Here is a 22672-nt window from a genome sequence, read left to right as displayed (position 1 = left end):
CCTCACATGACAGGTCTCGGCTGACAAGGCGCCATCCGACGAGGCCGCGCCCGGCGAGGTCCCGGACCCGCCGGGACGGCCGGCTCAGGGCAGGTCGACGCCGCTGAGGCGGATCCGGGCGGCCACCGCGCGGTGGTCGTGGCGGGGCAGCGCCGTGACGAGGCGTTCGAGGATCTGGATGTCGTTCCTGCCGTGCTCGGTCTCCGCGTACGCCCACAGGTCCTCGGGACCTCCCCGCAGCAGCAGCCGGGCCCGCACCTGCCCCTCCAGCTCCTCGCGTTCGAGGCGCAGGGCGGGCGACTCGGAGCGGGGCAGCAGGGGACCGCGGTAGGCGCGGGCCACCGGGGCGGCCTCGTCGCCCGCGAGCAGCCGCTTGAGCTCCAAGAAGTCGGCCTCCACCACGCAGGCCAGGCGGTACGGCTTGGCGGCGATCGTACGGCCGAGCTGGGCGCGGAGGCGGTGGATCTCGGCGCGGATGGTCACCGGGTTCCCCGCGTCGCCGTACAGGTGGAAGGAGAGCTGGGCGGCGGTCATCCCCCGGGGGTTGAGGGCGAGCATCGCGAGGATCTCGGCATGGCGCAGGGAGAGCGACAGGCGGGCCCCGTCGAGGTACGCCGAGGGATGCTCGGCGCCGAGGAAGGACAGGGCGAGCACGGGGCCCCTGGCCGGGCCCGCGAGGCGGAGCAGGAAGCCGTCGTCGCCGAGGACCTCCAGGAAGGCGCTCCGCCCGTCGGGCATGATCACCCGGTCGCCCGCCTCCGGCAGCCGGATGCGCGGAGCCCACTGGCGCGCGTCGTCGCCGGCGATGATCCGCCCGGTCGTGGTGACCAGGGCGCCCGGCTCGCCGCGCAGCGCGCTCAGGTGCCGCTCGTGACGGCGTCTGAGCCGCTCGTCGCGTTCGAGCATGCGCAGCGTGAGGTGGCTCTCCGCCAGCCGTGCCGCGGCCTCGACGAGGGCGACGCTCGCCGGGTGCATGGAGCGCGTCCTGCCGCTGATGTCGACACAGCCCAGCAGGTCGCCGCTGTCGGGGTCGACGATCGGCGCGGCGGAGCACGACCAGAAGTGGAGCGCCCTGACCAGGTGTTCTGCGGAGAAGACGTGCAGGGGCCGCCGGGTGGCGAGCGCGGTGCCCGGACCGTTGGTCCCGAACGCGTCCTCGCTCCAGTCGAAGCCGTCGGCCAGCCCCACCTCGTCGGCGCTCTCCATCGTCCGGTGGTTGCCGTCGCGCCAGAGCACCCTGCCGCGGGCGTCGGTGACGAGCAGGATCTGGTCGTCCGCGTCGACGGCCTCCAGGAGGGTCCCGGTGATGATCGGCAGGAGCCCGCTCATCGGGTGCGCCGAGCGGACCTCGCGGATGTCCTCGCCCTCGAAGGCGAGGGGGGCCGACCTGGCGTCGGGGTCGACCCCGGCGTCCAGGGACCGCCGCCACGACGCGGAGATCACGCTCCTGGGGCCCTCGCCCGTCGGCCGCTCGCCCCTGATCAGCGCCTCGTGCAGGCGTCGCAGTCGTGACGAGTAGGAGTCGAGATCGGCCGCCTGGACAGCTCCCCGGTGGCTGTCGCGCACATATCCCCCCGGAATAGAGCCGATGGCCGAAGCATCGGTGGTCGAGACCCCCGCCCGCAACCCGTTCGGCCAAAGAGGGTGTGCGAAGGGTGAGTGAACGATCGCAACGTGTGTGCAACCTTCGTAGGGTTACCTTCCGACCACACGCTGTCGTGTGCGGCCGCTCCGGCGCGTGTCACGTCGGGTCTCGGACGTCTGGAGGGGGGCCCGGGGCCCGACGGGGGTTTAATCCCCATACTGGGGGAACGCGTGCTCGCTGCAGTACAACACCCGGCCCGAACCCCGTAGGCTCGTGACGACCGATGTCACGGACGAGGAGCACAACGACGGTGAACCCAGGGGATGTCAACCTGCAGCAGCTGCTGGAGCAGGCACAGCTCATGCAGCAGCAGCTTGTGAGCGCCCAGCAGGAGCTGAACGACGCGGAAGTCGAGGGCTCCGCGGGCGGCGGACTTGTCGTGGCCACGGTCAACGGCGGGGGCGAGCTGCTCGAACTCAAGATCAGTCCCGAGGCCGTGGACCCCGGCGACCCCCAGGAGACGGCCGACACCATCGCCGACCTGGTCATCGCCGCCATTCGCGACGCCGTGCGCGCCGCCGCCGACCTGCAGCAGGAGAAGCTCGGTCCCCTCGCGCAGGGGCTGGGCGGCGGGGGCGGGCTCGGCCAGCTTCCCGGGTTCTAGGTCATGTACGAAGGGGTCGTCCAGAACCTGATCGACGAGCTGGGGATGCTTCCCGGCGTCGGTCCCAAGAGCGCGCAGCGCATCGCGTTCCACCTGCTGGCCGCGGAGCCGGCCGATGTGAAACGGCTCGCGCACGCTCTGCTGGAGGTCAAGGAGAAGGTCCGCTTCTGCCGGGTCTGCGGCAACGTCGCCGCGGAGGAGGAGTGCCGGATCTGCCGCGACACCAGGCGCGATCTCCACGTGATCTGCGTCGTCGAGGAGTCGAAGGACGTCGTGGCCATCGAGAAGACCCGCGAGTTCCGTGGCCGATACCACGTGCTCGGCGGGGCGATCAGCCCGATCGACGGCGTCGGCCCCGACGACCTGAACATCCGAGAACTCATGACCCGCCTGGCGGACGGCCAGGTCACCGAGCTGATCCTCGCCACCGACCCCAACCTCGAGGGGGAGGCGACGGCGACCTATCTCGCCCGTCTGGTCAAGCCGATGGGACTGAAAGTGACACGACTGGCCAGCGGTCTGCCGGTAGGCGGTGACCTCGAGTACGCGGACGAGGTCACCTTGGGCCGCGCGTTCGAAGGAAGAAGGCTCCTTGATGTCTGACGATGCGTGGAGCGCTCTGGCGGAACGGATCGCGGAGCACGCCAAGAACTACATCGACGGCCTGACCCGCCTGGCGGGCGGTGAGGGCGGCGACGCCATCCTGCCGCTGCTGCTGGTGGAGGTCGCGCAGGTCAGCTCGGCCGGCGCGCAGCTCGGCGCGAGCCAGGACGTGATCCTGTCGGGCAACTGGGAGCCGCACCTGGGCGAGGACCCGGACGTCGACGTCGTCCGTACGGCCCTCGCCGAGCGGCTGGGGCCGGTCGACGACTACGCCGAGGTCTTCGACCCCTACAAGGACACCGCGGTCACCCCGTACCGCCTGTCGGACGACCTGACGGCGGTGGCCGCCGACCTCCTGCACGGTCTGCGGCACCACAGGGCGGGGCGCCCCCTGGAGGCGCTCTGGTGGTGGCAGTACTCCTACTTCAACACCTGGGGCAACCACGCCGGCGCGGCGATGCGGGCACTTCAGGCGCTCGTCGCCCACACGCGGCTCGATGTCGCCGAGGAGCGCACGACGGTGTGATCGTCCACATACTGGTTTGATCAGAAGGCCTCAGCGAGGGCGCCAGTAGACTGTGAGCTCCACAGCCCTAGATTGCTTCGGAGACATCTCGTGGCGCTCGTTGTTCAGAAGTATGGTGGTTCGTCCGTCGCCGACGCGTCCTGCATCAAGCGGGTCGCGCAGCGGATCGTCGCGACGAAAAAAGCCGGCAACGACGTCGTGGTGATCGTTTCGGCCATGGGCGACACGACGGACGAGCTGCTCGACCTCGCCCAGCAGGTCTCTCCGCTTCCACCGGGCCGCGAGCTCGACATGCTGCTCACCTCGGGTGAGCGCATCTCGATGGCGCTGCTGGCGATGGCGATCGCCAACCTGGGTCAGGAGGCGCGCTCGTTCACCGGGTCCCAGGCCGGCGTGATCACCGACTCCTCGCACGGCCGCGCGCGCATCATCGACGTGACGCCCGGCCGGATCCGCGGGGCGCTCGACGGCGGCCAGATCGCGATCGTGGCCGGTTTCCAGGGCGTCTCGCAGGACACCAAGGACATCACCACGCTCGGCAGGGGCGGCTCCGACACCACGGCGGTCGCGCTCGCCGCCGCCCTGAACGCCGACGTGTGCGAGATCTACACCGACGTGGACGGCGTCTTCACCGCCGACCCCCGCATCGTCCCGGCCGCCCGCAAGATCCCCAAGATCTCGTACGACGAGATGATGGAGATGGCGGCGTGCGGTGCGAAGATCCTGCACCTGCGCTGTGTCGAGTACGCTCGCCGTTTCAGCCTGCCGATCCACGTCAGAAGCTCGTTCAGCACCAAGGAAGGCACGTGGGTCGTCTCCGACCCCGACAGCGAAGGAACAGAGATGGAGCAGCCGATCATCTCCGGCGTCGCGCACGACCGGAGCGAGGCCAAGATCACCGTTGTCGGGGTGCCCGACAAGGTCGGCGAGGCTGCGACGATCTTCAAAACACTCGCCGACGCCGAGATCAACATCGACATGATCGTGCAGAACGTGTCGGCGGCGACGACCGGGCGGACGGACATCTCCTTCACGCTGCCCACGAGTGACGCCTCGGCCGCGCTCACCGCGCTGAAGAAGATCCAGGAGCGCATCGGCTTCGAGTCGCTGCTCTTCGACGACCAGATCGGCAAGATCTCGCTGATCGGGGCGGGCATGCGCTCGCACCCCGGCGTCACCGCGACGTTCTTCGCCGCCCTCGCCGACGCGGGGGTGAACATCGAGATGATCTCCACCTCGGAGATCCGCATCTCGGTGATCGTCGGACAGGACGAGGTGGACACGGCTGTCAGCGCCGCGCACCGCGCGTTCGATCTCGACGCGGACCAGGTTGAAGCCGTGATCTATGGAGGTAGCGGGCGATGAGCCGCAAGCCCACCCTTGCCCTGATCGGCGCGACCGGTGCCGTCGGCACCGTGATGCGCGACATCATCTCCAACCGTGAGGACGTCTACGGCGACATCAAGCTCGTCGCGTCCGCCCGCTCGGCCGGCAAGGTCCTGCGGGTCCGCGGCGAGGACCTCGTCGTCCAGGAGCTGACCCCCGAGGTCTTCGACGGCGTCGACATCGCGATCTTCGACGTGCCGGACGAGGTCTCCGCGACCTGGGTGCCGATCGCCGCCGAGCGCGGTGCCGTCGTCATCGACAAGTCGGGCACCTTCCGGATGAACCCCGAGGTTCCGCTGGTCGTGCCGGAGGTCAACCCGCAGGACGCGCGCACCAGGCCGTTGGGGATCATCTCCACCCCCAACTGCACGACCCTGTCGATGATGGCCGCGATGGGCGCCCTGCACGAGGAGTACGGCCTGCGCGAGCTGGTGGTCGCCTCGTACCAGGCGGTCTCCGGCGCGGGCGTGGCGGGCTCGGCCCGCCTCTACGACGAGATCGAGGCCCTGGCGGGTGACCGTACGGTCGGGCAGACCGCCGGTGACGTGCGCAAGGTCCTGCAGAACAAGCTCGGGGACGAGGAGTCGCCGTTCCCGGCGCCGGTGGCGTTCAACGTCGTGCCGTGGGCGGGTTCGCTCAAGGACGGCGGCTGGGCCTCCGAGGAGATCAAGCTCCGCAACGAGTCGCGGAAGATCCTCGGGATCCACGACCTGAAGGTCTCCGCGACCTGCGTCCGCGTCCCGGTGATCACCACCCACTCGCTGGCCGTGCACGCGACCTTCGAGCGCGAGATCACCGTCGCCGACGCCCACCGGATCCTTGAGGCCGCTCCGACCGTGGTCGTCATGGACGACCCGGCCAACGGCGTCTTCCCGACCCCGGCGGACGTCGTCGGAACCGACCCCACCTACGTGGGCCGGATCCGCCAGGCGCTCGACTTCCCCAACACCCTCGACCTGTTCGTCTGCGGTGACAACCTCCGCAAGGGCGCGGCCCTGAACGCGGCGGAGATCGCCGAACTGGTCGCGGCCGAGTTCGCGTAGTTTCTCCGGTTCTCTCCGGGGTTCCCGGGGTTTCTCCAGGGCCGTACGGCGGCGCGGTGTCCGATGACGCCACGTCGCCGTACGGCCCTCGCGGTCACGGGGGCGTGAACGCCGGGGCGGCGGGTTCCACGCGACGGTGAGAAGGCCGAGGACCGGCACTTCGAGGATCGGCGATCCCGCGTGGTCGCGGGATCGAGGATCGCCGGCCCCGCGCACTCCAGGACCGAGGGCCGGCGACCTCGCCTGATCATGGATCGGGGGCCCGTGCCCTCGCGTGGCCGGGTGATCCGCCGGGTCAGCGGAAGAGGATGTCCCAGTGGTCCGCCTCGCGGGCGAAGAGGGGGCCCGACGTCGCTGACTGGCCGTACAGGCGGGCTCCGTCCCCCCGTACCCCCTGTGACGGATAGTTCTTCGTGATGTAGCGGTTGATGCATGCGTTGGGCTTTATGTCCAGCTTGTAGCCCGCGTAGTGGCTGTAGGGCCCGGGGGCGTGGCCCACCTCGGTGCCGCCGGTGACGACGAGGGGACAGCCGCTGCGCCGCTTCAGCTCGATGGCGCTGGAGACGGTCGCGGACCGTACGGCCTCCAGCGAGGTGCAGTTCCGCCCCTGGCGGTTCGCGCACTTACCCGAGGAGGTCCAGCGCAGGCCCGCCGCCCGCAGGAGCCGCTTGGCGTCCGTCTGCTGGAGCCGCGTGGGCTGCCGGGCCTGCTGTGCCTGGGGAGGGTGGGCCTCGGCCGGCTTTTCGAGGGCGGCGGGAGCCTGCTCCCCCGAGGTGACGGCGGCCGGAGGAGCCTGCACGCTTCCCTGGGCCTGGAACGCCCGTGTCTTCTCGGGGGTCCGGGAGGTGGTTCGCGGGGTCCGGGGGGCCGCGGGCTTGCGGGGTGCGCCCGCCAGGGCGGCGGTTCGTGTTCGCGCGGTGGTCTCGGGCGGTTGGGGGGCCGCCTGTTCACGGTGTTCGCCCGCCAGGGCGGCGGTCCGTGTTCGCGCGGTGGTCTCGGTGGTCGCGGTGGTCTCGGCGGGCCGCGGCGGCGTGTCCGCGGGAGCGGCGCTCTCCGGCCAGAGGGGAACCGCGGTCTCCCGGCCCCGCTGGGCGGCCGCCGGGTGACCCGGGTGACACAATTCCCGCATGTAGCGCCCGGCGGTTTCCAGGGTGCCGATGTCGTACACTCCGATGATCGTGGACCGGCGTCCTTCCGCCGGGCCTGCCGCGACGGGCCGGCTCACGATCGCGGCGCCGGCCGACGCGTTACCGCTTTCCGCGGTCGCGCTGTGGTGCGGGGCCGATGCGATGAAAGATAGCTGCAGAGCGAGCAGTGCTCCGGCGGCAAACCGGGCAGCCCGCTGTCTACAGGGACATGTCCCCATTTATGTATCCCTTGTCGTGGGAGCCCTTCCGCCAAAAGGATCAATCCCACTCCCGAACCCGGATGATCCCTCACGAAGAGTGATTTTTGCCCGGTAGTGGGAATGATCGGGCGGCCCGATGACCTGCTGAGACGGCAGTTCCAGAGATAGGAGACATGTCAGTATTTGCCGCGTACGGCACCATCGTCACGTCCTCGGCGGACGGTGCGGGGCGGGGCGGCATCGAGACGTGGGGGAGCGATCACGGATATGAGTGGCGAGGGCAATGTGGCGCGCTTAGGGTCGTTCACTGAGGCTCATCCCCGGTGGTGCGGGACGGATGATCTAGGGTTCGTTCAGCGGGAAAAGACCAGACGAGCCCGTTCTCCCAGCTCCAATCGACAGGTGACGAGCACCCCATGACCGAGCCGCCCCAGAGAACCCGTGGATCGGACAAGACCCGTGAGGTCATCGTGGAGACGGCCCTGCGGCTTTTTCGCGAGCGGGGGTACGAGGCGACCACCATGCGGGCCATCGCCGCCGAGGCCGGGGTGTCGGTGGGCAACGCCTACTACTACTTCGCCTCGAAGGAGATCCTGGTCCAGGCGTACTACGACCGGGCCCAGGCAGAGCACGAGGCGGCGTGCGAGAAGCTGCTGGCCACCGAGCACCGGTTCGCCGCGCGGCTGGCGGGGGTGTTGCGGGAATGGGTGCGGGTCTCCGAGCCGTACCACGAGTTCGCGGTGAAGTTCTTCAAGCACGCGGCCGAGCCGGGTAACCCGCTCAACCCGTTCAGCGCCGAGTCCTCGCCTTCGAGGGAGGCGTCGATCGCGATCTACCGACGGGTCGTGGAGGGGTCCTCCGACCGCATGGACAGCGAGCTGCGGGCCGAGCTGCCCGAGCTGCTCTGGCTGATGTCGATGGGCGTCGTCCTGTTCTGGGTGCACGACGAATCGGAGGGATGCCGCAGGACACACCGGTTCATCGACCTCACCGTGCCGCTGGTGGACCGCCTGGTGGGGCTCTCACACCTGCCCGGCCTGCGCGGGGTCGCCCGTGACTTCATCGCGGGGGTTCACGAACTTCGCGAGTGATTCCCGGCGGAACTCCATGAACAACCGTATCGATCTGATTACCCTGAGTAGCTGATTCGATGACGGATTCAAGGGAGTCCCATGGGCTGGGTAGCCGTGCTGGTGGTGGTGTCCGTCGCGATCGTGCTGATCGCGTTCCGCGTCCTCAGGAGGAAGGGGCGGGAGGACGGCGACCACGGCTCGTCGGCCGTCGACTTCTCCGCCAATCTCGCCCTCGCCGTCTACCTGCTGGTGCTGGCCTACGCCGCGGTCCTGTGCCGGGACGGGCTGTCGGTGTCGGGGGCCGACGTCCAGGCCGAGGCCGAGAGTCTCACCGAGATGTACTGGTCGGTGGCGCCCATCCCAGAGGCGGCACCCGTCCGGTCCCAGATCCGGCAGTACACCGCGCAGACCATCGACCTCGACTGGCCGCTCATGGCCGGGCGCGAGATGTCCCCGATTCCCGGCCAGACCCTCGCGGACATGCGGGCCACGGTGCTCAGGCTCCGCCCGGTCGGCGACGACAGCAAGAACCTCCAGCAGGCCACGCTCGACCGGATCTCCGAGGTCTTCCACGCCCGCATCGTGCGGAACGACGACGCGAGCACCGGCCTGGAGAACACCTTCGTGATCTTGCTGATCATCTCCGGGCTGCTGGTGATCGTGCTGCCCTGGACGATCGGGGCGCGGCCCACGACCTCGTCGATCATCGCCGACCTGGTCCGGGTGGGCGTCGTCGTCATCGGCGTGTGCTTCATCATCCTGATCAGCCACCCGTTCAGCGGGCTCGGCGCCGTCGAGCCCGACGCGTTCAAGGCCGCGCAGCGGCAGTACGACCAGATCGACGGTCACTTCCCCGCCCAGCCGTAGCCCTCATCGGCGATCGGGCCGCGGTCCGGCGCGCACGGCGGCCCGGAAGCCCGCCGGCGGGCTTCGCCGTCCGTGCCGCCCGGATCATCGCCGCCCGGATCATCCGCGGCTCCTGCGGTTGAGGGCGGTGACCGCGGCGACCGAGATCACGCCGGTGAACATCACCAGGAGGACCAGCTTTCTGTCGGTGCCCTTGCGTCGCTCGGCGTAGCGATCGAGCACCAGTCGCTGCCGTAGGAGAGGGGGCGCGCTGGAGGGTGTCGCCTTGGGCCGGGGAGTGCGGCTCCGGCTCGGCGTCGGTGTCGGCGTGACGACGACTTCGAGGACGGGGACGGGAAGGGGCGGGGGCGCGGGGACGCGGGGCCTGGGGGGTGCGGAAGGCTCCGGGGCGGGGGCGGTGGGAGGGACCGGCACGGTGGGCGTCGGCCGCTCAGGCTCAGGCTCGGGTTCGGGCGCAGGCTCCGGTTTCGGCTCCGGCTCGGGTTTCGGCTTGGGTTCCGGCTTTGGCTCGGGCTTTGGCTCGGGCTTCGGCTTCGGTTCGGGTTTCGGCTCCGGTTTCGGCCTGGCCGGGAGGTCCGCCGGATGGTCCGATGTGGGCTTCCACCAGTTCCACCAGTGCCACCAGGGGACCTTCCGGTCGCCCGCCCCCGGCGGGGGCGCGGTCGGGTAGTCCGGTTCGGGTTTCAGCGCGGCCGAGCGGCCGGTGTCCTGCGCCGGGGGAGCCGGGGATGACGGCTCGGGCTCGGGGAGCGCTGATCGGCCGGAGACCAGGCTCAGGGCCGCGTGCGAGACCCCGGGGGGTGGGGGCGGCCCCGAGCCGCCTTCCGCCGCGAGGGGATGTGTTCCGGCCAGAACGGGGGCCGCCATGCAGGTCGCGAGGACCGCCACGCCGAGCGGGCCCCGTCGTTGGTTCCTCCGCCGATGCTTCGTCACGTAAAGTTTCTAACATCATACGGAAAGTGATGAGGGGGTAAGCGGCCGGTCGGTGGAGATCATTCTTTTCTGACATACCGTCCGGTTGGTACGGTCAAGCTATTGACGGCGCCCCGAGCGGGTGCGGCAAGCTACATCAGAACATCGTTCTGGGGAAGGTCCCCGGCGGCGAGCACCGACACGGAGGCGGCACATGACCACGGGCCCACGCTGGGGTATGACGGTCCCCTTCTACGACCGTTCGCTGGCCGCTTCCAGGGATCTGATCGCCGAGCTTCCCGGACTCGGCTATACCGACGCCTGGTCCGCCGAGGTCAACGGCGTCGACGGTTTCGTACCCCTGGCGATGGCCTCGGAATGGGCCCCGGAGCTGCGGCTCGGCAGCGCGATCGTCCCGGTCTCCACCCGGGGTCCCGGCCTGCTCGCCATGTCCGCCGCCACGCTCGCCGACCTCGCCCCCGAGCGCTTCGTCCTGGGCGTCGGGGCCTCCTCCCCGGCCATCGTGGAACGCTGGAACGCCGGGGAGTTCGTCAAGCCGTTCGCCAGGACCAGAGACACCCTGCGCTTCCTGCGCAAGGCCCTGGCGGGCGAGAAGGTCAGCGAGCGCTACGAGACGTTCGAGGTCAAGGGCTTCAAGCTGGAGCGCGCCCCCAAGATCCCGCCGAAGATCGTGCTCGCCGCGCTGCGCCCCCGCATGCTGCGCCTGGCCGCCGAGGAGGCCGACGGCGCGATCACCAACTGGCTCTCGCCGCTGGACGTGCAGAAGGTCAGGGCCGAGGTCGGCGAGGAGACCGAGCTGATCGCCCGGCTGTTCGTGTGCGTCAGCGAGGACGCGGAGAAGGTGCGCGAGCTCGGCCGCCGGATGCTCGCGGGCTACCTGACCGTCCCGGTCTACGCCGCCTTCCACGACTGGCTGGGACGCGGCGAGGTGCTGCGGCCGATGCACGAGGCCTGGGCGGCCGGAGACCGGCAGGCGGCGCTCAAGGCCATCCCCGACGAGGTCGTGGACGAGCTCATCGTGCACGGCGACGCCGCCACGTGCCGGGCCAGGATCCGGGAGTATGTGCGCAACGGCCTGAACACGCCGGTCCTCGCCCCCATCCCCGGGGGCGGGGTTCCGATCGCCCAGGCCGTACGAGACCTGGCCCCCGTCGAGGAGTGACCCTTGCACGACCTGTTGAAGCTCGACGCGCTCGGACAGGCGCAGGCCGTGAGGAAGGGAGAGATCTCCCCGAGGGAGCTCGCCGAGGCGGCGATCGCGCGGATCGAGGCGTGCGACGGCGCGATCAACGCGGTCGTCCACCGCAGGTTCGAGCGGGCACTGGCGGAGGCGGGCGAGGCCGACCCCGACGCCCCCTTCGCGGGCGTGCCGACGCTGTTGAAGGACCTGGGCTGGAGCATGGCGGGGGAGCCGTACCGCGCGGGGTCGCGCACCCTTGACGGGATCTTCGCCGAGCGCGACGGCTACGCGGTGACCAAGCTGCGCCGGGCGGGGTTCACGATCCTGGGCCGGACCAACACCCCGGAGTTCGGCACCGCGATCACCACCGAGCCGGTGGCGTTCGGTCCCACCCGCAACCCGTACGACCTCCGTTACAGCAGTGGAGGATCGAGCGGCGGGTCCGCGGCTGCGGTGGCGGCGGGCATGGTCGCGGTGGCCTCGGCCAGCGACGGCGGCGGGTCGATCCGGATCCCGGCGAGCATGTGCGGGCTGGTCGGGCTGAAGCCCGGCAGGGGCAGGGTCAGTGCCGGCCCCTCCGGAGGCGAGCCCTGGGCGGGCTTCTCGGCCGCGGGCCTGCTCTGCCGTACGGTCAGGGACAGCGCGGCGACCCTCGACGTGATCGCCGGGACGATGCCGGGCGACCCGTACGGCGCGCCCGCCTGGAGGCGCCCGCTCGCCGAGGAGGTCGGGGCGGACCCCGGGCGGCTGCGGATCGGTTTCCTCACCGAGCACCCCGGCGGCGACGTCCCGTCCGACCCGGACCTGGTGGCCGCGGTCACCGGGGCCGCCGGGCTGCTGGAGGCGCTGGGCCACGACGTCGAGCCCGGAGGACCTTCCGCGCTCGCCGAGGACGGCTTCGCCTCGCACTTCGGCACGATCGTCGCCGCCCACGTGGCCGCCGACGTGCAGGACATCGGGCGCTGGCGCGGCAGGCCCGTCGAGCTCGGCGAGCTGGAGACGCGCAACCGCATCCTGGGAGCGGCGGGCCGTGAGCTCGACGCGGTCGGCTACGTGACCTCGCGCGACTGGATCGACGGGTTCAGACGGCGGATGGCCGCCTGGTGGGACTCGCACGACCTGCTGCTCACACCGTCCCTGGGGGTGGCGCCCTTCCACCTCGGCTGGCTGCCTCCCGACGACGTCAGCACCTCGCGGGGCCGCACCAACCAGGCGGTGTCGTTCACCTCGCCCGTCAACGCCACCGGGCAGCCCGCGATCTCCCTGCCGCTGCATCACACCGCGGACGGGCTGCCGGTGGGAGTGCAGCTGGTCGCCGCCGCGGGGAGGGAGGACCTGCTCATCCGGGTGGCCGCCCAGATCGAGGAGGAACGCCCCTTCCGGCACGCGGCGATGCGCTGACCGTCCTCGGGAACCCTGTCCGGAAGTCACGCGTTATATCGTGAGGCGGTGGGGTAGTACGCCGCCAGGCGAACGTGGTTCCGAGGAGGATTCCATGGCGAAGGCGGCGCGCGCGGCGCAGGCGTGGCGGACGTACAAGGACGTGACGAAGCCGGGCTCGCCCGGTCTCGGCGCTCGTCTGCGCGCCCTCCCCAGGATGGTCGGCGCGGTCATGCGCGGGGAGTATTCCGGCATGGGCAAGGGCAAGCTGGCGATGATGGGGCTCGGCGTGCTCTACATCATCTCGCCGATCGACGTCGTCCCCGACTTCCTGCTTCTTCTCGGGGTGGCCGACGACTTCGGCGTGTTCCTCTGGCTGATGGGCTCCCTGCTCGGCGAGGGCGGGCGTTACGTCGACTGGGAGCGCGAGCGGGTCAGGTCCGTTCAGCCCTGAGCCGAGGGCGCGGGCGGGTCAGGGCTGCTCCGCCCCTGGCGGGGAGCTCGAACGGGTCCGCGCGGGCCCCGTCCTGAGCCGGACGCGCGAACGGGTCAGATCTGTTCCATCCTGAGCCAGGCGCGCGAGGGCAGCGGGTGGCCGAACAGGCGGGCGGCGTTGCCGTAGGCCACCCGGGCGATGTCGGCGGGCGGCAGGCTGCCCAGGTTCGTCGCGACGGCCTGCTGGGTGTCGGGCCAGGTGGAGTCGGAGTGCGGGTAGCCGCTCTCCAGCAGCACGTGCTCCAGCCCGACGGCGAGCCGCACCCCGGAGAGGGCGTGGTCGTTGAGCGTGCCGAAGAAGAAGTTTCTCCGCAGCACCTCGCTGGGCTTCAGGCCGCCCTCCCACGAGGCCTCCCCCGCCACCGGGTGGTCGAGCGCGTAGTCGGCCCGCTCGGCCAGCATCGGCAGCCAGCCCACGCCGCCCTCCACGATCAGGATCCGCAGCGCGGGGAAGCGCAGCGGGACGCCCGACCAGAGCCAGTCGGCACAGGCGAACATGGCGCTCGCCGGCATCAACGTGGTGATCGCCTCGATCGGGGTGTCCGGAGACGGGACCGGGGCCCAGGAACCGGCGCCGGCGTGCAGGCAGACGACGGTGCCGGTCTCCTCGCACGCCTGGAAGAACGGATCCCAGTGGTCGCTGTGGATGGACGGCAGGCGCAGCCGGGTGGGGAACTCGGGGAAGAGCACCGCCTTGAAGCCGCGCGCCGCGTTGTCGCGGATCTCCTTGGCGGCCACCTCGGGGTCGGTCAGCCAGGGCAGTTGCAGGGCGATGATCCGCTCCGGGTAGGTGCCCGCCCAGACCTCCACGTGCCAGTCGTTCCACGCGCGCAGCACCGCCAGGCCCAGCTCCTGGTCGCGGGTCTTGGCGAAGACCATGCCCGACTGCCCGGCCAGCATGCCGGGGAAGCAGAGCGCGGCCCAGACGCCGGCGCGGTCCATGTCCTCGATCCGGGCCTCGACGTCGTGGCATCCGGGACGCATGTGCTCGAACCGCACCGGGTCGAGCGTCCACTGCTCGCGGGGCAGGCCGGCGCCCACGTCGAGCCCGGCACAGGGGTAGGTGGCCCCGCCGTAACGCCAGACCTGGTGACCGGAGTCGGTCTCGACCACCTTGGGCGCCTTGTCGGCGTATTTCTCCGGGAGCCGGTCGTCGAACATGTCGGGTGGCTCGATCAGGTGGTCGTCGGCTGAGATGATCACATAGTCCCGCCGCCTGGGCTCGGGGTCGGGGAGCAGCGGCGTAGTCACACGGTCAACCGTATTCCGCTGGAATAACACTCATCAAGCCGCAAGGTCTCCGCTTGGTATCTCTGTCTCCCACGACGTCTCCCGGGATGCTCGCCGTGACGTCCTTCACGACGCCTCCCACGTCTCCCGCGATGCTCGCCGTGACGTCTTCGGCAGGCGGCCGGGCGGGCGGGCCCCGGGGCCACCGGAGGGGGGGTAGGGCGGCCCCGGGGGGCGGGCCCGCCGGAGGGTGCTGCCCATGGCGGGCCCTGCGAGAGCGCCTACCCAGAGATCGCCTCAATATCGGGATTTTTCAAAAGATGATTCTTAAGAGCGGATATAACGCTCTCGTCCGCGCCCAGGGTCCGCAGGCAGTAGTCCCGTACCGGGCCCAGCTCGCCCAGGAAGAGGCGCATCGCCTCGGCGGGCGCCTGTCCGAACCCCGCCCACCGGGGCTCGCCCGGATGTTCCCTCTCCCAGTACGCGACCATCTGGGGCCTGGCCAGCCCGGTCAGCGCGTAGTCGGCGATCACGTCCTCCTCGGACACCCCCAGCAGCCGCAGGACCAGGGCGACCAGCAGCCCCGTGCGGTCCTTGCCCGCCGCGCAGTGGACCACCACGGGCGCGTTGTCCGCCTCGGCGATCACCTCCAGCGCGCTCCTGAGCTCGGCGTGACCGTCCTGGGCCACCTCCAGGTAGCGGTCGGCGAAGAACCTGGCGATCCCGGCGTCGGGGTGGTAGTCGCCGGCGGTGTCCCACCTGCGGTGCTCGACCGGGAGGTTGTGGTAGCCCGGCCCCTCCGGGGCGCGGCCGCGGTACGCCACCTCGTCGGGATGGCGCAGGTCGATCACGGTGCGTACGCCGAGCGCGTGGAAACGGTCGAGGTCGTCGTCGGCGAGCATGTGCAGCGAGGCGGAGCGGTAGAGCCGCCGCCAGCGCACCTCCATCCCGCCGTCCGTCCGGTAGCCGCCCACGTCGCGGAAGTTGTACAGCCGCGCGAACTCGATATGCCGGATCACGCCCTCTAACCTATCCAGCGGTGGGTCTCGCGTAATGGGGGCAGGGATGCGAGTGGTGATTCCGGCACGGGATGACATCCCGTACGCCGTGCGGGTGGCACTGCTGTTCGTGCTCGCGCTGTCCACGATCATCGTCCACATCAACCAGGCACCTCCCCTGCGACCCGCCGCGGAGCTCGTGACGGACCTGCGGGCGGGCGAGGTGACCAAGGTCGTCTACGACCGCAACTGGCCCGCCTACGGCACGCTGACGTGGTCCCACGGGCCGCTCTCCTGGAGCCAGGCCCGTTTCGACCAGCCCGACGACGTCTGGGATCCGCGGACCACCCGGCTGGTCCCCGAGGCCCTGGAGCGCCGCCAGGAGGCCTTCCTGGCCCAGGTGCGCGCCGCCGCCGACCCCTCCGTGGAGATCGTGCGCTCCAGCGGCTTCGGGGCCCTGGCGGGCTCGCCGGCCTACGCGCGGTGGTGGGAGCCGTTCGGCCCGGTGGCGGTGGCGGCGGAGATCCTGACCTGGCTGCTCATGCTGACCCGGCCGAACCCCCGCTACGCCAGCCGCTGGGCGTGGTTCTGGATGTTCCTCACCGGCGGCTCGCTGCTCTACGTCCTGCTGGAGCCGAGGCCCCTGTGGCGGGACCCGTACGAGACGCTGCCCGCACCGGCCAAGCTCGACGGAACGCGCGGGTTCGCGATCGCGGTGGCGCTTCTTTTCGGCATGGCGATGGTCAACGCGTGATCGCCGGGTAGTAAAGGGGGCATGACTTCCGAAGCGGTCGAGGTGCGTCGTGGCTGGCGGATCGTCGGGATCACCATCCGGTCGGTTCTCCTGCTCTGCCTGACCTTCGGAGTTCTGGTCTTCACGCTGAGCATCACGCCCCTGCAGGGGACGCGGGCCGAGCTCCGCGCCGCGGCCGCGGCCGACCGCGTCTCCTTCGTCGAGCACGACGGGTACGACGGAGGGGACGGGCAGAACGGCGCCATCTCCCGTGTTCTGTGGGCCCAGGGCCCGTTGCTCTGGCGCGAGTTCAGGCCGCAACCGCCCGCGGAGGGCTCGCCCGCCTACGTATGGGCGGAGTTGAGAAAGGACCTGGGACAGAGCCGGGCCAGGGTGGTCGAGCGGGACCACTCCGGCGGGACGGGGTGGATACCCGCCTGGGTCGCCGACATGCCGGGGCCCGTCGGCGGCCCGTGGCTGATGGGTGGCTGGATACTCGCGTTCCTGATCATGCTCGGCTCGACGCCCCGGCTGGGCAACCGGTGGGCCTGGCTCTGGCTCTTCACCGTCGGGCAGACCGGCGCGCTCCTGTTCCTGCTGCTCGAACCTCGCCCGCTCTGGTTCGCGGCCGGGCGGCGTCCCGCGCCGCGCGAGCGGCTGAGCGGTGGATGGGGCTTCCTGACGGCGATCGGGCTGGGCCTGCTCTCCTTCGGCCTGCTGGTGGCCGCGGGCTATCTCCTGAACCTCCTCAGGAACTAGGCGCGGAGGTCGGCGGGGTCGCCGGGCGTGGACGACTCGTCGGACGCGGAGGGCTTCCCCGGCGTGGCGGGTTCGCCGGGCCCGGGTTCGGGCCCCGGGTCACCGGGTGCGGGGCCGCCGGCCGGTGCCGAGGCCGCGGCCCTGAGGTCGGCGGCCTCCCTGCGGATCAGCAGCGCCCAGCCGCCGATCGCGACACCGATGAACAGCCACCACTGCACGCCGTAGGCCAGGTTGAGGCCGCCTCCCTCGCCGACGTCCGGCGTGGGGACGGGCGCGGGCGCGGCGGCCGCCGCCGGCGACTGCTCGATCAGCTCGACGTACCCGCCGAGGAGCTTGTACGGCAGGCGGCGCCCGATCGCCTCGGTGTTGATCAGCAGGACCTGTCCCGCGGGCAGGCCCGCCCGGTCGCGGATGCCCGAGCTCTCCTCGGTCTCGGTGGGACGTAACCTGCCGGTGACAGTCACCTCACCCGAGGAGGGCGCCGGGACCTCGGGGAGGGCGTCGGCGGTACTGCCCGCCTTGACCCAGCCCCGGTTCACCAGCACGCCGGTGCCGTCCGCCGTGACCAGCGGGGTCAGCACGTAGAAGCCGACCGCCTTGTCCTGGACGCGGCGCCGGACCAGGAGCTGGGCGTTCGCGTCGTATGTCCCCTTGGCAAGAACGGTGCGGTATTTGTCCTGCGTAGAGACGGTGCCGCCGGGTGAGGTGAGCTTCTCCACCGCGACGGGGACGGCGTGGAGGTTGCCGGTGATCTGGTCGCTGCTGGTGGACCTCTCCTCGAAGCGTCCGAACTGCCACTGGCCGAGCAGCACGAAAGCGGGGATGACCAGCAGCACCACCACGTGGAGGGCCAGCCATCGGGGAGTCAGCAGGAACCGGTACACGTCATCAAGGGTAGGCACCGGGGGCACCGCCCCGTCCTTCGAGTGCGCCTTTGGGAGGGGCCGGGTGCGTCTTTGGGCGTAGTAAGGTGCCCGGGACCGCCCGATCCTCGGATGTCGTGGAAAAGCTCGCCGGACACTCCGGACATCGCGTACGGTCGGGTGAGATTTCCCCCGGGATGTTCCACCACCTCCGGAGCCCGCCCCTGATGACTGTGCTCATGCCCGCCCCCCCGGCTCCGCTCGTGCTCCCCCGTATCGGGGCCCTGCTGCGGCACGCCGCCCCCAGGGTGTTCGAGAGCATGATCCTTCCCGTTCTCGTCTTCTACGTCGCACTGGTCCTCACCAACGCGAACATCGCGCTGGCGGTGGCGGCGGCCTGGGTCTACGGCGGCGTCGCCTGGCGGCTGGTCAGGGGTGACGAGGCGCCCGGCACGCTGCTGCTGGCGGCGGGCACGATCACTGTCAGGGTGGTGCTGACGGTGGCGACGGGCAACCCCATCGTGTTCTTCCTGCAGCCCTGCCTCGGGGTGTTCTGCGTGAGCATGGGTTTTCTGCTCACCGCGCCGCTGCAGAGGCCGCTGATGCGGCGGGTGGTGGCCGATCTCGTGCCGCTGCCCGACCAGGTGATGGAGCACCCGCGGATGCGTCGCTTCTTCGTGTCGCAGTCGGTGCTGTGGGGTTGCGCGCAACTGCTGAACGGGGCGCTGAGCCTCTGGCTGCTGCTCAGCCAGACCCTGGAGACCTACCTCCTCGTACGCACCTCCGCCGTCGCGGTGCTGCTCGGCGGCGTGGCCCTGGTCTCGGTGCTCAGCCTCAGGCACTGCCTGCGGAGGCTGGAGACGCGAGGGACGGAGAGCCTGGAGACGCGGAGGCCGTAGGGCGAAGGCGCACTCCGGGGCCGGGCAGCGGGGTGACCTCTCTCGGGCCGGCGACCTCGTGCCCTTCCGCGCAGCGGAAGTGCTGCTCGACCGGGGCGCCGCAGCCGCGGTGGGTGATGAGCACCGGCGGTCCCTCGTGGTCGCTGAGGTACCGGTCGCCCCACTGCATCAGGGCCACCAGGGTCGGATAGAGGTCGAGGCCCATCTGGGTCAGCCGGTATTCGTCGCGCTGCCGCTGGCCGGGCTCGCGGTAGGGGACCTTGCGCAGCAGTCCCTCCTCCACCAGCCGGGTCAGCCGGGCGCTGAGCACCTGCCTGGGCGCCCCCGTGGCGGCCTGCATGTCGGCGAAGCGCCGCACGCCGCCGAACGCCTCGCGCAGCACCAGGAACGTCCACTTCTCGCCGACGACGCCCAGGGCGCGTTCGATGGAGCAGTTGTCCAATCGCAGGGGCAGGTTGCCGGGAGCCGCCTCGTTCATGTGCGAATCGTAAGTCGCCATCGCAGCACCTCCAACGTTCACCTAAGTCTAGTTGACATACTCAGCTGTCTCGCGGGACTCTGAGTCCATGATGCGAACTCAGGCGGTGCCGCCGGGTGGTGTCCCGGCGACAGGGGACGCCCCGGCCGCGTGCGGTGGTTTCACACGGACGTCGGGGGACGTCGCGACCGTGCCCGGAGGGGCCGTCGACATCCGGCCCGCGCGGCCGGACGACGAGGAGGGGATCCGCCGCTTCCTCGGGGGGCTGTCGCCCCGCACCCAGGCGCGGAGGTTCTTCGCCGGGATGGGCCGTCCGAGCGCGAGCTTCGTCAGAACGCTGCTCACGGTGGACGAGCGGCGCGACGCCCTGCTCGCCGTGCACGGGAACCTTCTCGTCGGGCACGCGATGAGCTACCGGGGCGAGGAGTCCGACGTCGAGATCGCCGTGGTGGTGGGCGACGAGTGGCAGGGAATGGGACTGGGCTCCCGGCTCGTCCGCACGCTGATGCGCCGCGCGGAGGCCAGGGGGGCCAGGACCGTGGGGATGGACGTGCTCGGGGACAACCGCACGGTCCTGGCGATGGTCCGCAGGACGTGGCCGGAGGCGACCATGCGCGTCTCCTCGGGCACGGTCGAGGTGACCGCGAGGATTCTCCGCTAGCGCCGTCCTGGCCGGTTCCCGCGCGGGCCCCACCCGGGCTCGTCGAGCGGTCTCACCGGGGGCGTGCCGGGATGGGGCTCCGGACCGGGAGCCCGGAGGGCGGCGCCGCCGGACCGGGCGGACCGGTCATCCGGGGTGGCGATACGGGCTGCCGGATCAAGGCGGTACGATCGACGTGGTCCAAGCTGTTTCCCGAGCAGTTTGCGGAACAAGGTTCTGTTGCTCCACCATGGGATCCGTGAAGACTGCCAAGAGCGGACGCGACGGCCGCACCAGGATCGTCGAGGGTGCCCTGCGCCGATTCAGCCAGGACGGGGTCTCGGCCACCACGCTGGCCAGCCTCCGTGAGGAGAGCGGCGTCAGCGTCGGCAGTTTCTACCACCACTTCGCCAGCAAGGAACACGTCTTCGGCGTCCTGTACGCCGAGACCCTGCGCATGTACCAGGACGCGTTCCTCGCCGAGCTCCAGCGCCACGAGAGCGCGCGGGGCGGCATCGAGGCCATCGTCGCGCTGCACATGTCCTGGTGCGGCGAGCACCGCGAGCGCGCCCACCTGCTGATCAGCGAGCGGCCGCCCAGGCGCGACGAGCCGGGCGGCACCGAGGTGTCGGAGTCGCGCAGGGCGTTCTTCAGGAAGGTCTCCGACTGGTGGCGCCCGCACATGAAGGACGGCCTGCTCCAGCCCGTCCACCCGACGATGTGCTACGTGCTCTGGCTGGGACCGGCCACCGAGATGTGCCGCCTGTGGTTCGCCGGCGCGCACCAGCCCACCCCCGAGGAGATCGGCGGCCTGCGCGAGGCGGCCTGGCAGAGCCTGCGGCAGCAGGCCCCCCAGCAGACCCCCTGACCGCCGCCCGCCGTCGTCCCCGTCCGACCACTGCGAGCGCCGCCCGTCCGGCGGGTGTCACCGATACTCCGGCCCGGATCACGGGGGCTTTTCCGGGCCGGAGCGGTCTCAGTGTGCTCCCACCAGCTGGCGGGTCCGCGTCGACACCCGCCAGACGTCCTCGTCCAGCGAGATGTCCAACCGCAGGTCCTGACGCCGGCGCCGCAGGCCGGGCACCCGCACCCGGTCGGAGACGTCGAACCTGCCGCGCCGGGCGTAGCCGAATCCCAGCTCCCCCGGGAAGACCCGTAAATCATCCTGGTTGCCGCACCGCGGGCAGGTCCATGCGACCAGATCCTTGCCACGGTGGTAGTCGTGGCAAGCGCGGAAATATTCGTCAGGATGAAAACGGGACTCGCAGGCGAAACAGGGGATCAGCATCATGGATCCTTTGGAGCGGGTGGTGCGGCTACCAAGAAGTACCGCTTTCCACTTGAAGTCCGCTTGCAGAACGCTTACCCCGATGGGTAACAGTCTCATCACCGGGAGCATCCGGACGTGCCCGGTGCGAGGATTGCCCGGTGAACGATCTGCTCGGCCGGCTCAGGGGACTCCTGCTCGACACCGGCTACACCATCGACGGCGTCCGCGAGCGCCTCGGCGACGTCGCCGCCACCGCGCTCTCCCGTGAGGAGACGGTCCCCGCGCTGCGCGCCACCGCGGAGGGCGACCCGCTCGCCACCCTGATCCGGCTGTGGTGGCTCGGCGCTCCCGTGGAGGCGCGCGGGATGCCGGCGGGCCTTCCCGTGGAGGAACTGGCCGCCGCGGGCCTGGTGACCGTCGAGGGCGGCCGGGTCACCTCCACGGTCCATCTGCAGCCCTGGGAGACCGATGGCGCCGACGGCTCCGGTGGCCCCGATGGCTATGTCGTCTCCGACCGCAAGGTCAGGCCGGGCGACCCGGCCCTGCGCCCGGACCACGTCGTCGGCGCGGGCGGCGCCTCGGCGAACCTGGCCCAGCTGGCCTCCCGCCGCCCCGCCGGGCGTGCCCTGGACATCGGCACCGGGTGCGGGGTGCAGGTCCTCCACCTGGCCGGCAGGGCCGAGGAGATCACGGCCACCGACGTCAACCCGCGCGCCCTGGAGCTGTCCCGTCTCAGCTGGGCGCTGTCCGGGATCACCGGCGTCGACGCCCGGCTGGGCTCGCTGTTCGATCCCGTAGAGGACGACCGCTTCGACCTGATCGTCGCCAACCCGCCGTTCGTGATCTCCCCGGCCGGCCGGTTCACCTACCGCGAGTCGGGCTTCCACGCCGACGACTTCTGCCGTGACCTCGTACGCCGGGCGCCCCGCCACCTCGCGCCCGGCGGCACCTGCCACCTGCTGGCCAACTGGCTGCACGTCGACGGCGAGGACTGGCGCGACCGGGTGGGCGGCTGGCTCGCCGGGACCGGCTGCGACGGCTGGGTGGTGCAGCGCGACGTCCAGGATCCCGCCGAGTACGTCGAGCTGTGGCTGCGGGACGCCGCCGAGCAGGGCACCCCGCGCCACCGCGAGCTCTACGACGACTGGTTCGGCTGGTTCGAGGCGGCGAACGTCACCGGGATCGGCTTCGGCTGGATCACGCTGAACGACTCCGGGAGTCTCGACCCCGTCGTGCGGGTGGAGGAGTACGGGCGGCCGGTGGAGCTGCCGGTCGGCGGATACGTGGACGAGGTGCTCGGCTCGATCACCACGGCACACCGGCTGACCGACGCCGAGCTGCTCGGCTCCAGGCTCGTGGTGGCAGAGGGGGTGCTGGAGGAGCGGGTCGGCCCGCCGGGCGCCGAGGACCCGGCGCGCATCGTGCTGCGGCAGACCGGGGGGCTGCGCCGCAGCGTGGCGGTCGGGACCGTGGAAGCCGCCCTCGCGGGGGTCTGCGACGGCGATTATCCACTGGACCCGCTGCTCGCCGCGATCGCGGAGCTGACCGGTGAGGACCACGATGACCTGCGGACGAAGGCTCCCGCCGCCCTCCGCCCGCTGATCGCGGAAGGGTTTTTCCACATATCCACAGGGTGATCGTCCACAGGCTGTGGATATCGTCGCTATCGCTTGTCAATCGGATGGCAAACGCCGTGGGAGAAGCTCTGGTCGTGGGGCA

General features: G+C 71.0%; 24 protein-coding genes. 16 read left to right on the top strand and 8 right to left on the bottom strand.

The genetic code is table 11. The features are described 5' to 3' along the window. Positions 1 to 84: 84 nt before the first annotated feature. Positions 85 to 1566 carry a GAF domain-containing protein gene (locus tag ACTOQ1_RS25945; protein ID WP_440070629.1) on the bottom strand — a complete coding sequence of 494 codons (1482 nt, stop codon included), beginning with the start codon at positions 1564 to 1566 and terminating at the stop codon, positions 85 to 87. Between the two features lie 329 nt (positions 1567 to 1895). Here ACTOQ1_RS25945 and ACTOQ1_RS25940 point away from each other — a divergent pair, with 329 nt between their 5' ends. From ACTOQ1_RS25940 to ACTOQ1_RS25920, 5 genes are all read left to right on the top strand, one after another. Next, positions 1896 to 2249, top strand: a complete 354-nt coding sequence (locus ACTOQ1_RS25940; protein ID WP_329087916.1) for a YbaB/EbfC family nucleoid-associated protein — start codon at positions 1896 to 1898, stop codon at positions 2247 to 2249. Positions 2250 to 2252: 3 nt separating this feature from the next. Next, a complete protein-coding gene (recR, locus tag ACTOQ1_RS25935; protein ID WP_362688050.1) occupies positions 2253 to 2852 on the top strand; it encodes a recombination mediator RecR in 600 nt (199 codons plus the stop codon). Next, positions 2845 to 3378 (top strand): DUF5063 domain-containing protein, encoded by a 534-nt coding sequence (locus tag ACTOQ1_RS25930; RefSeq protein WP_440070628.1) that lies wholly within the window; start codon positions 2845 to 2847, stop codon positions 3376 to 3378. The genes recR and ACTOQ1_RS25930 overlap by 8 nt, the downstream gene beginning before the upstream one ends. Positions 3379 to 3468: 90 nt before the next feature. Continuing rightward, positions 3469 to 4743, top strand: a complete 1275-nt coding sequence (locus ACTOQ1_RS25925) for an aspartate kinase (RefSeq protein ID WP_362688044.1) — start codon at positions 3469 to 3471, stop codon at positions 4741 to 4743. Continuing rightward, a complete protein-coding gene (locus ACTOQ1_RS25920; protein ID WP_440070627.1) occupies positions 4740 to 5807 on the top strand; it encodes an aspartate-semialdehyde dehydrogenase in 1068 nt (355 codons plus the stop codon). Before ACTOQ1_RS25925 ends, ACTOQ1_RS25920 begins: the two co-directional genes overlap by 4 nt. A gap of 295 nt (positions 5808 to 6102) precedes the next feature. On the opposite strand, the gene ACTOQ1_RS25915 is transcribed toward ACTOQ1_RS25920, so the two are convergent. Beyond that, complete coding sequence (locus tag ACTOQ1_RS25915) at positions 6103 to 6975, bottom strand: hypothetical protein (protein ID WP_440070626.1); 873 nt, start codon at positions 6973 to 6975, stop codon at positions 6103 to 6105. Positions 6976 to 7571: 596 nt separating this feature from the next. Between ACTOQ1_RS25915 and ACTOQ1_RS25910 the strand changes: the two genes are divergently transcribed. Next, complete coding sequence (locus tag ACTOQ1_RS25910; protein ID WP_440070625.1) at positions 7572 to 8246, top strand: TetR/AcrR family transcriptional regulator; 675 nt, start codon at positions 7572 to 7574, stop codon at positions 8244 to 8246. An 81-nt stretch (positions 8247 to 8327) separates the two neighbouring features. Next, positions 8328 to 9095 (top strand): hypothetical protein, encoded by a 768-nt coding sequence (locus ACTOQ1_RS25905; protein ID WP_440070624.1) that lies wholly within the window; start codon positions 8328 to 8330, stop codon positions 9093 to 9095. Between the two features lie 99 nt (positions 9096 to 9194). Here the strand turns inward: ACTOQ1_RS25905 and ACTOQ1_RS25900 are convergent, their stop codons facing one another. Then, complete coding sequence (locus ACTOQ1_RS25900; protein ID WP_440070623.1) at positions 9195 to 9317, bottom strand: hypothetical protein; 123 nt, start codon at positions 9315 to 9317, stop codon at positions 9195 to 9197. A gap of 904 nt (positions 9318 to 10221) precedes the next feature. On the opposite strand from ACTOQ1_RS25900, the gene ACTOQ1_RS25895 reads away from it, so the two are divergent. The 3 genes from ACTOQ1_RS25895 to ACTOQ1_RS25885 all read left to right on the top strand — a co-directional run bounded on the left by ACTOQ1_RS25895 (position 10222) and on the right by ACTOQ1_RS25885 (position 13042). Beyond that, a complete protein-coding gene (locus ACTOQ1_RS25895; RefSeq protein WP_440070622.1) occupies positions 10222 to 11190 on the top strand; it encodes an LLM class F420-dependent oxidoreductase in 969 nt (322 codons plus the stop codon). A gap of 3 nt (positions 11191 to 11193) precedes the next feature. Then, entirely contained in the window at positions 11194 to 12609 is a 1416-nt protein-coding gene (locus tag ACTOQ1_RS25890) for an amidase (RefSeq protein ID WP_440070621.1), read from the top strand. A gap of 94 nt (positions 12610 to 12703) precedes the next feature. After that, on the top strand, positions 12704 to 13042 hold the full coding sequence (locus ACTOQ1_RS25885; RefSeq protein WP_440070620.1) for a YkvA family protein: 339 nt from the start codon (positions 12704 to 12706) through the stop codon (positions 13040 to 13042). 95 nt (positions 13043 to 13137) lie between these two features. Here ACTOQ1_RS25885 and ACTOQ1_RS25880 read toward each other — a convergent pair whose 3' ends face one another. Together ACTOQ1_RS25880 and ACTOQ1_RS25875 are read right to left on the bottom strand one after the other, a co-directional pair. After that, positions 13138 to 14334: an amidohydrolase family protein gene (locus ACTOQ1_RS25880; protein ID WP_389908632.1), complete on the bottom strand. Its 1197-nt coding sequence runs from the start codon at positions 14332 to 14334 to the stop codon at positions 13138 to 13140. Positions 14335 to 14594: 260 nt separating this feature from the next. Continuing rightward, the gene (locus ACTOQ1_RS25875) at positions 14595 to 15332 is read right to left on the bottom strand and encodes a tyrosine-protein phosphatase (RefSeq protein WP_440070619.1); all 738 of its coding nucleotides are present in this window, start codon (positions 15330 to 15332) and stop codon (positions 14595 to 14597) included. 46 nt (positions 15333 to 15378) lie between these two features. On the opposite strand from ACTOQ1_RS25875, the gene ACTOQ1_RS25870 reads away from it, so the two are divergent. Together ACTOQ1_RS25870 and ACTOQ1_RS25865 are read left to right on the top strand one after the other, a co-directional pair. Then, the gene (locus ACTOQ1_RS25870) at positions 15379 to 16065 is read left to right on the top strand and encodes a hypothetical protein (protein WP_440070618.1); all 687 of its coding nucleotides are present in this window, start codon (positions 15379 to 15381) and stop codon (positions 16063 to 16065) included. 21 nt (positions 16066 to 16086) lie between these two features. Further along, positions 16087 to 16803 (top strand): hypothetical protein, encoded by a 717-nt coding sequence (locus tag ACTOQ1_RS25865; RefSeq protein WP_440070617.1) that lies wholly within the window; start codon positions 16087 to 16089, stop codon positions 16801 to 16803. Here ACTOQ1_RS25865 and ACTOQ1_RS25860 read toward each other — a convergent pair. Next, complete coding sequence (locus ACTOQ1_RS25860) at positions 16800 to 17705, bottom strand: SURF1 family cytochrome oxidase biogenesis protein (protein ID WP_440070616.1); 906 nt, start codon at positions 17703 to 17705, stop codon at positions 16800 to 16802. The two genes, ACTOQ1_RS25865 and ACTOQ1_RS25860, sit on opposite strands and share 4 nt — an antisense overlap. Before the next feature lie 188 nt (positions 17706 to 17893). Here ACTOQ1_RS25860 and ACTOQ1_RS25855 point away from each other — a divergent pair, with 188 nt between their 5' ends. Beyond that, positions 17894 to 18565: a VC0807 family protein gene (locus ACTOQ1_RS25855; RefSeq protein ID WP_440070615.1), complete on the top strand. Its 672-nt coding sequence runs from the start codon at positions 17894 to 17896 to the stop codon at positions 18563 to 18565. Here the strand turns inward: ACTOQ1_RS25855 and ACTOQ1_RS25850 are convergent. Continuing rightward, entirely contained in the window at positions 18501 to 19064 is a 564-nt protein-coding gene (locus ACTOQ1_RS25850) for a winged helix-turn-helix transcriptional regulator (protein WP_440070614.1), read from the bottom strand. The two genes, ACTOQ1_RS25855 and ACTOQ1_RS25850, sit on opposite strands and share 65 nt — an antisense overlap. Positions 19065 to 19131: 67 nt before the next feature. Between ACTOQ1_RS25850 and ACTOQ1_RS25845 the strand changes: the two genes are divergently transcribed. Further along, positions 19132 to 19704 (top strand): N-acetyltransferase family protein, encoded by a 573-nt coding sequence (locus ACTOQ1_RS25845; protein WP_440070613.1) that lies wholly within the window; start codon positions 19132 to 19134, stop codon positions 19702 to 19704. A gap of 238 nt (positions 19705 to 19942) precedes the next feature. Beyond that, positions 19943 to 20551, top strand: coding sequence for a TetR/AcrR family transcriptional regulator (locus tag ACTOQ1_RS25840; protein WP_362687993.1), 609 nt, complete (start codon positions 19943 to 19945; stop codon positions 20549 to 20551). 108 nt (positions 20552 to 20659) lie between these two features. On the opposite strand, the gene ACTOQ1_RS25835 is transcribed toward ACTOQ1_RS25840, so the two are convergent. Beyond that, positions 20660 to 20971, bottom strand: a complete 312-nt coding sequence (locus ACTOQ1_RS25835; RefSeq protein ID WP_440070612.1) for a hypothetical protein — start codon at positions 20969 to 20971, stop codon at positions 20660 to 20662. A 140-nt stretch (positions 20972 to 21111) separates the two neighbouring features. Here ACTOQ1_RS25835 and ACTOQ1_RS25830 point away from each other — a divergent pair, with 140 nt between their 5' ends. After that, a complete protein-coding gene (locus tag ACTOQ1_RS25830) occupies positions 21112 to 22590 on the top strand; it encodes a DUF7059 domain-containing protein (RefSeq protein WP_440070611.1) in 1479 nt (492 codons plus the stop codon). Positions 22591 to 22672 lie beyond the last annotated feature (82 nt).

It is taken from the genome of Streptosporangium sp. OZ121 (assembly GCF_051918885.1).
In the GTDB taxonomy this organism is placed as follows: Bacteria; Actinomycetota; Actinomycetes; order Streptosporangiales; family Streptosporangiaceae; genus Streptosporangium.
Note: the sequence above shows the minus strand (reverse complement) of the source record. Positions and strands in the feature narration are given on the sequence as shown.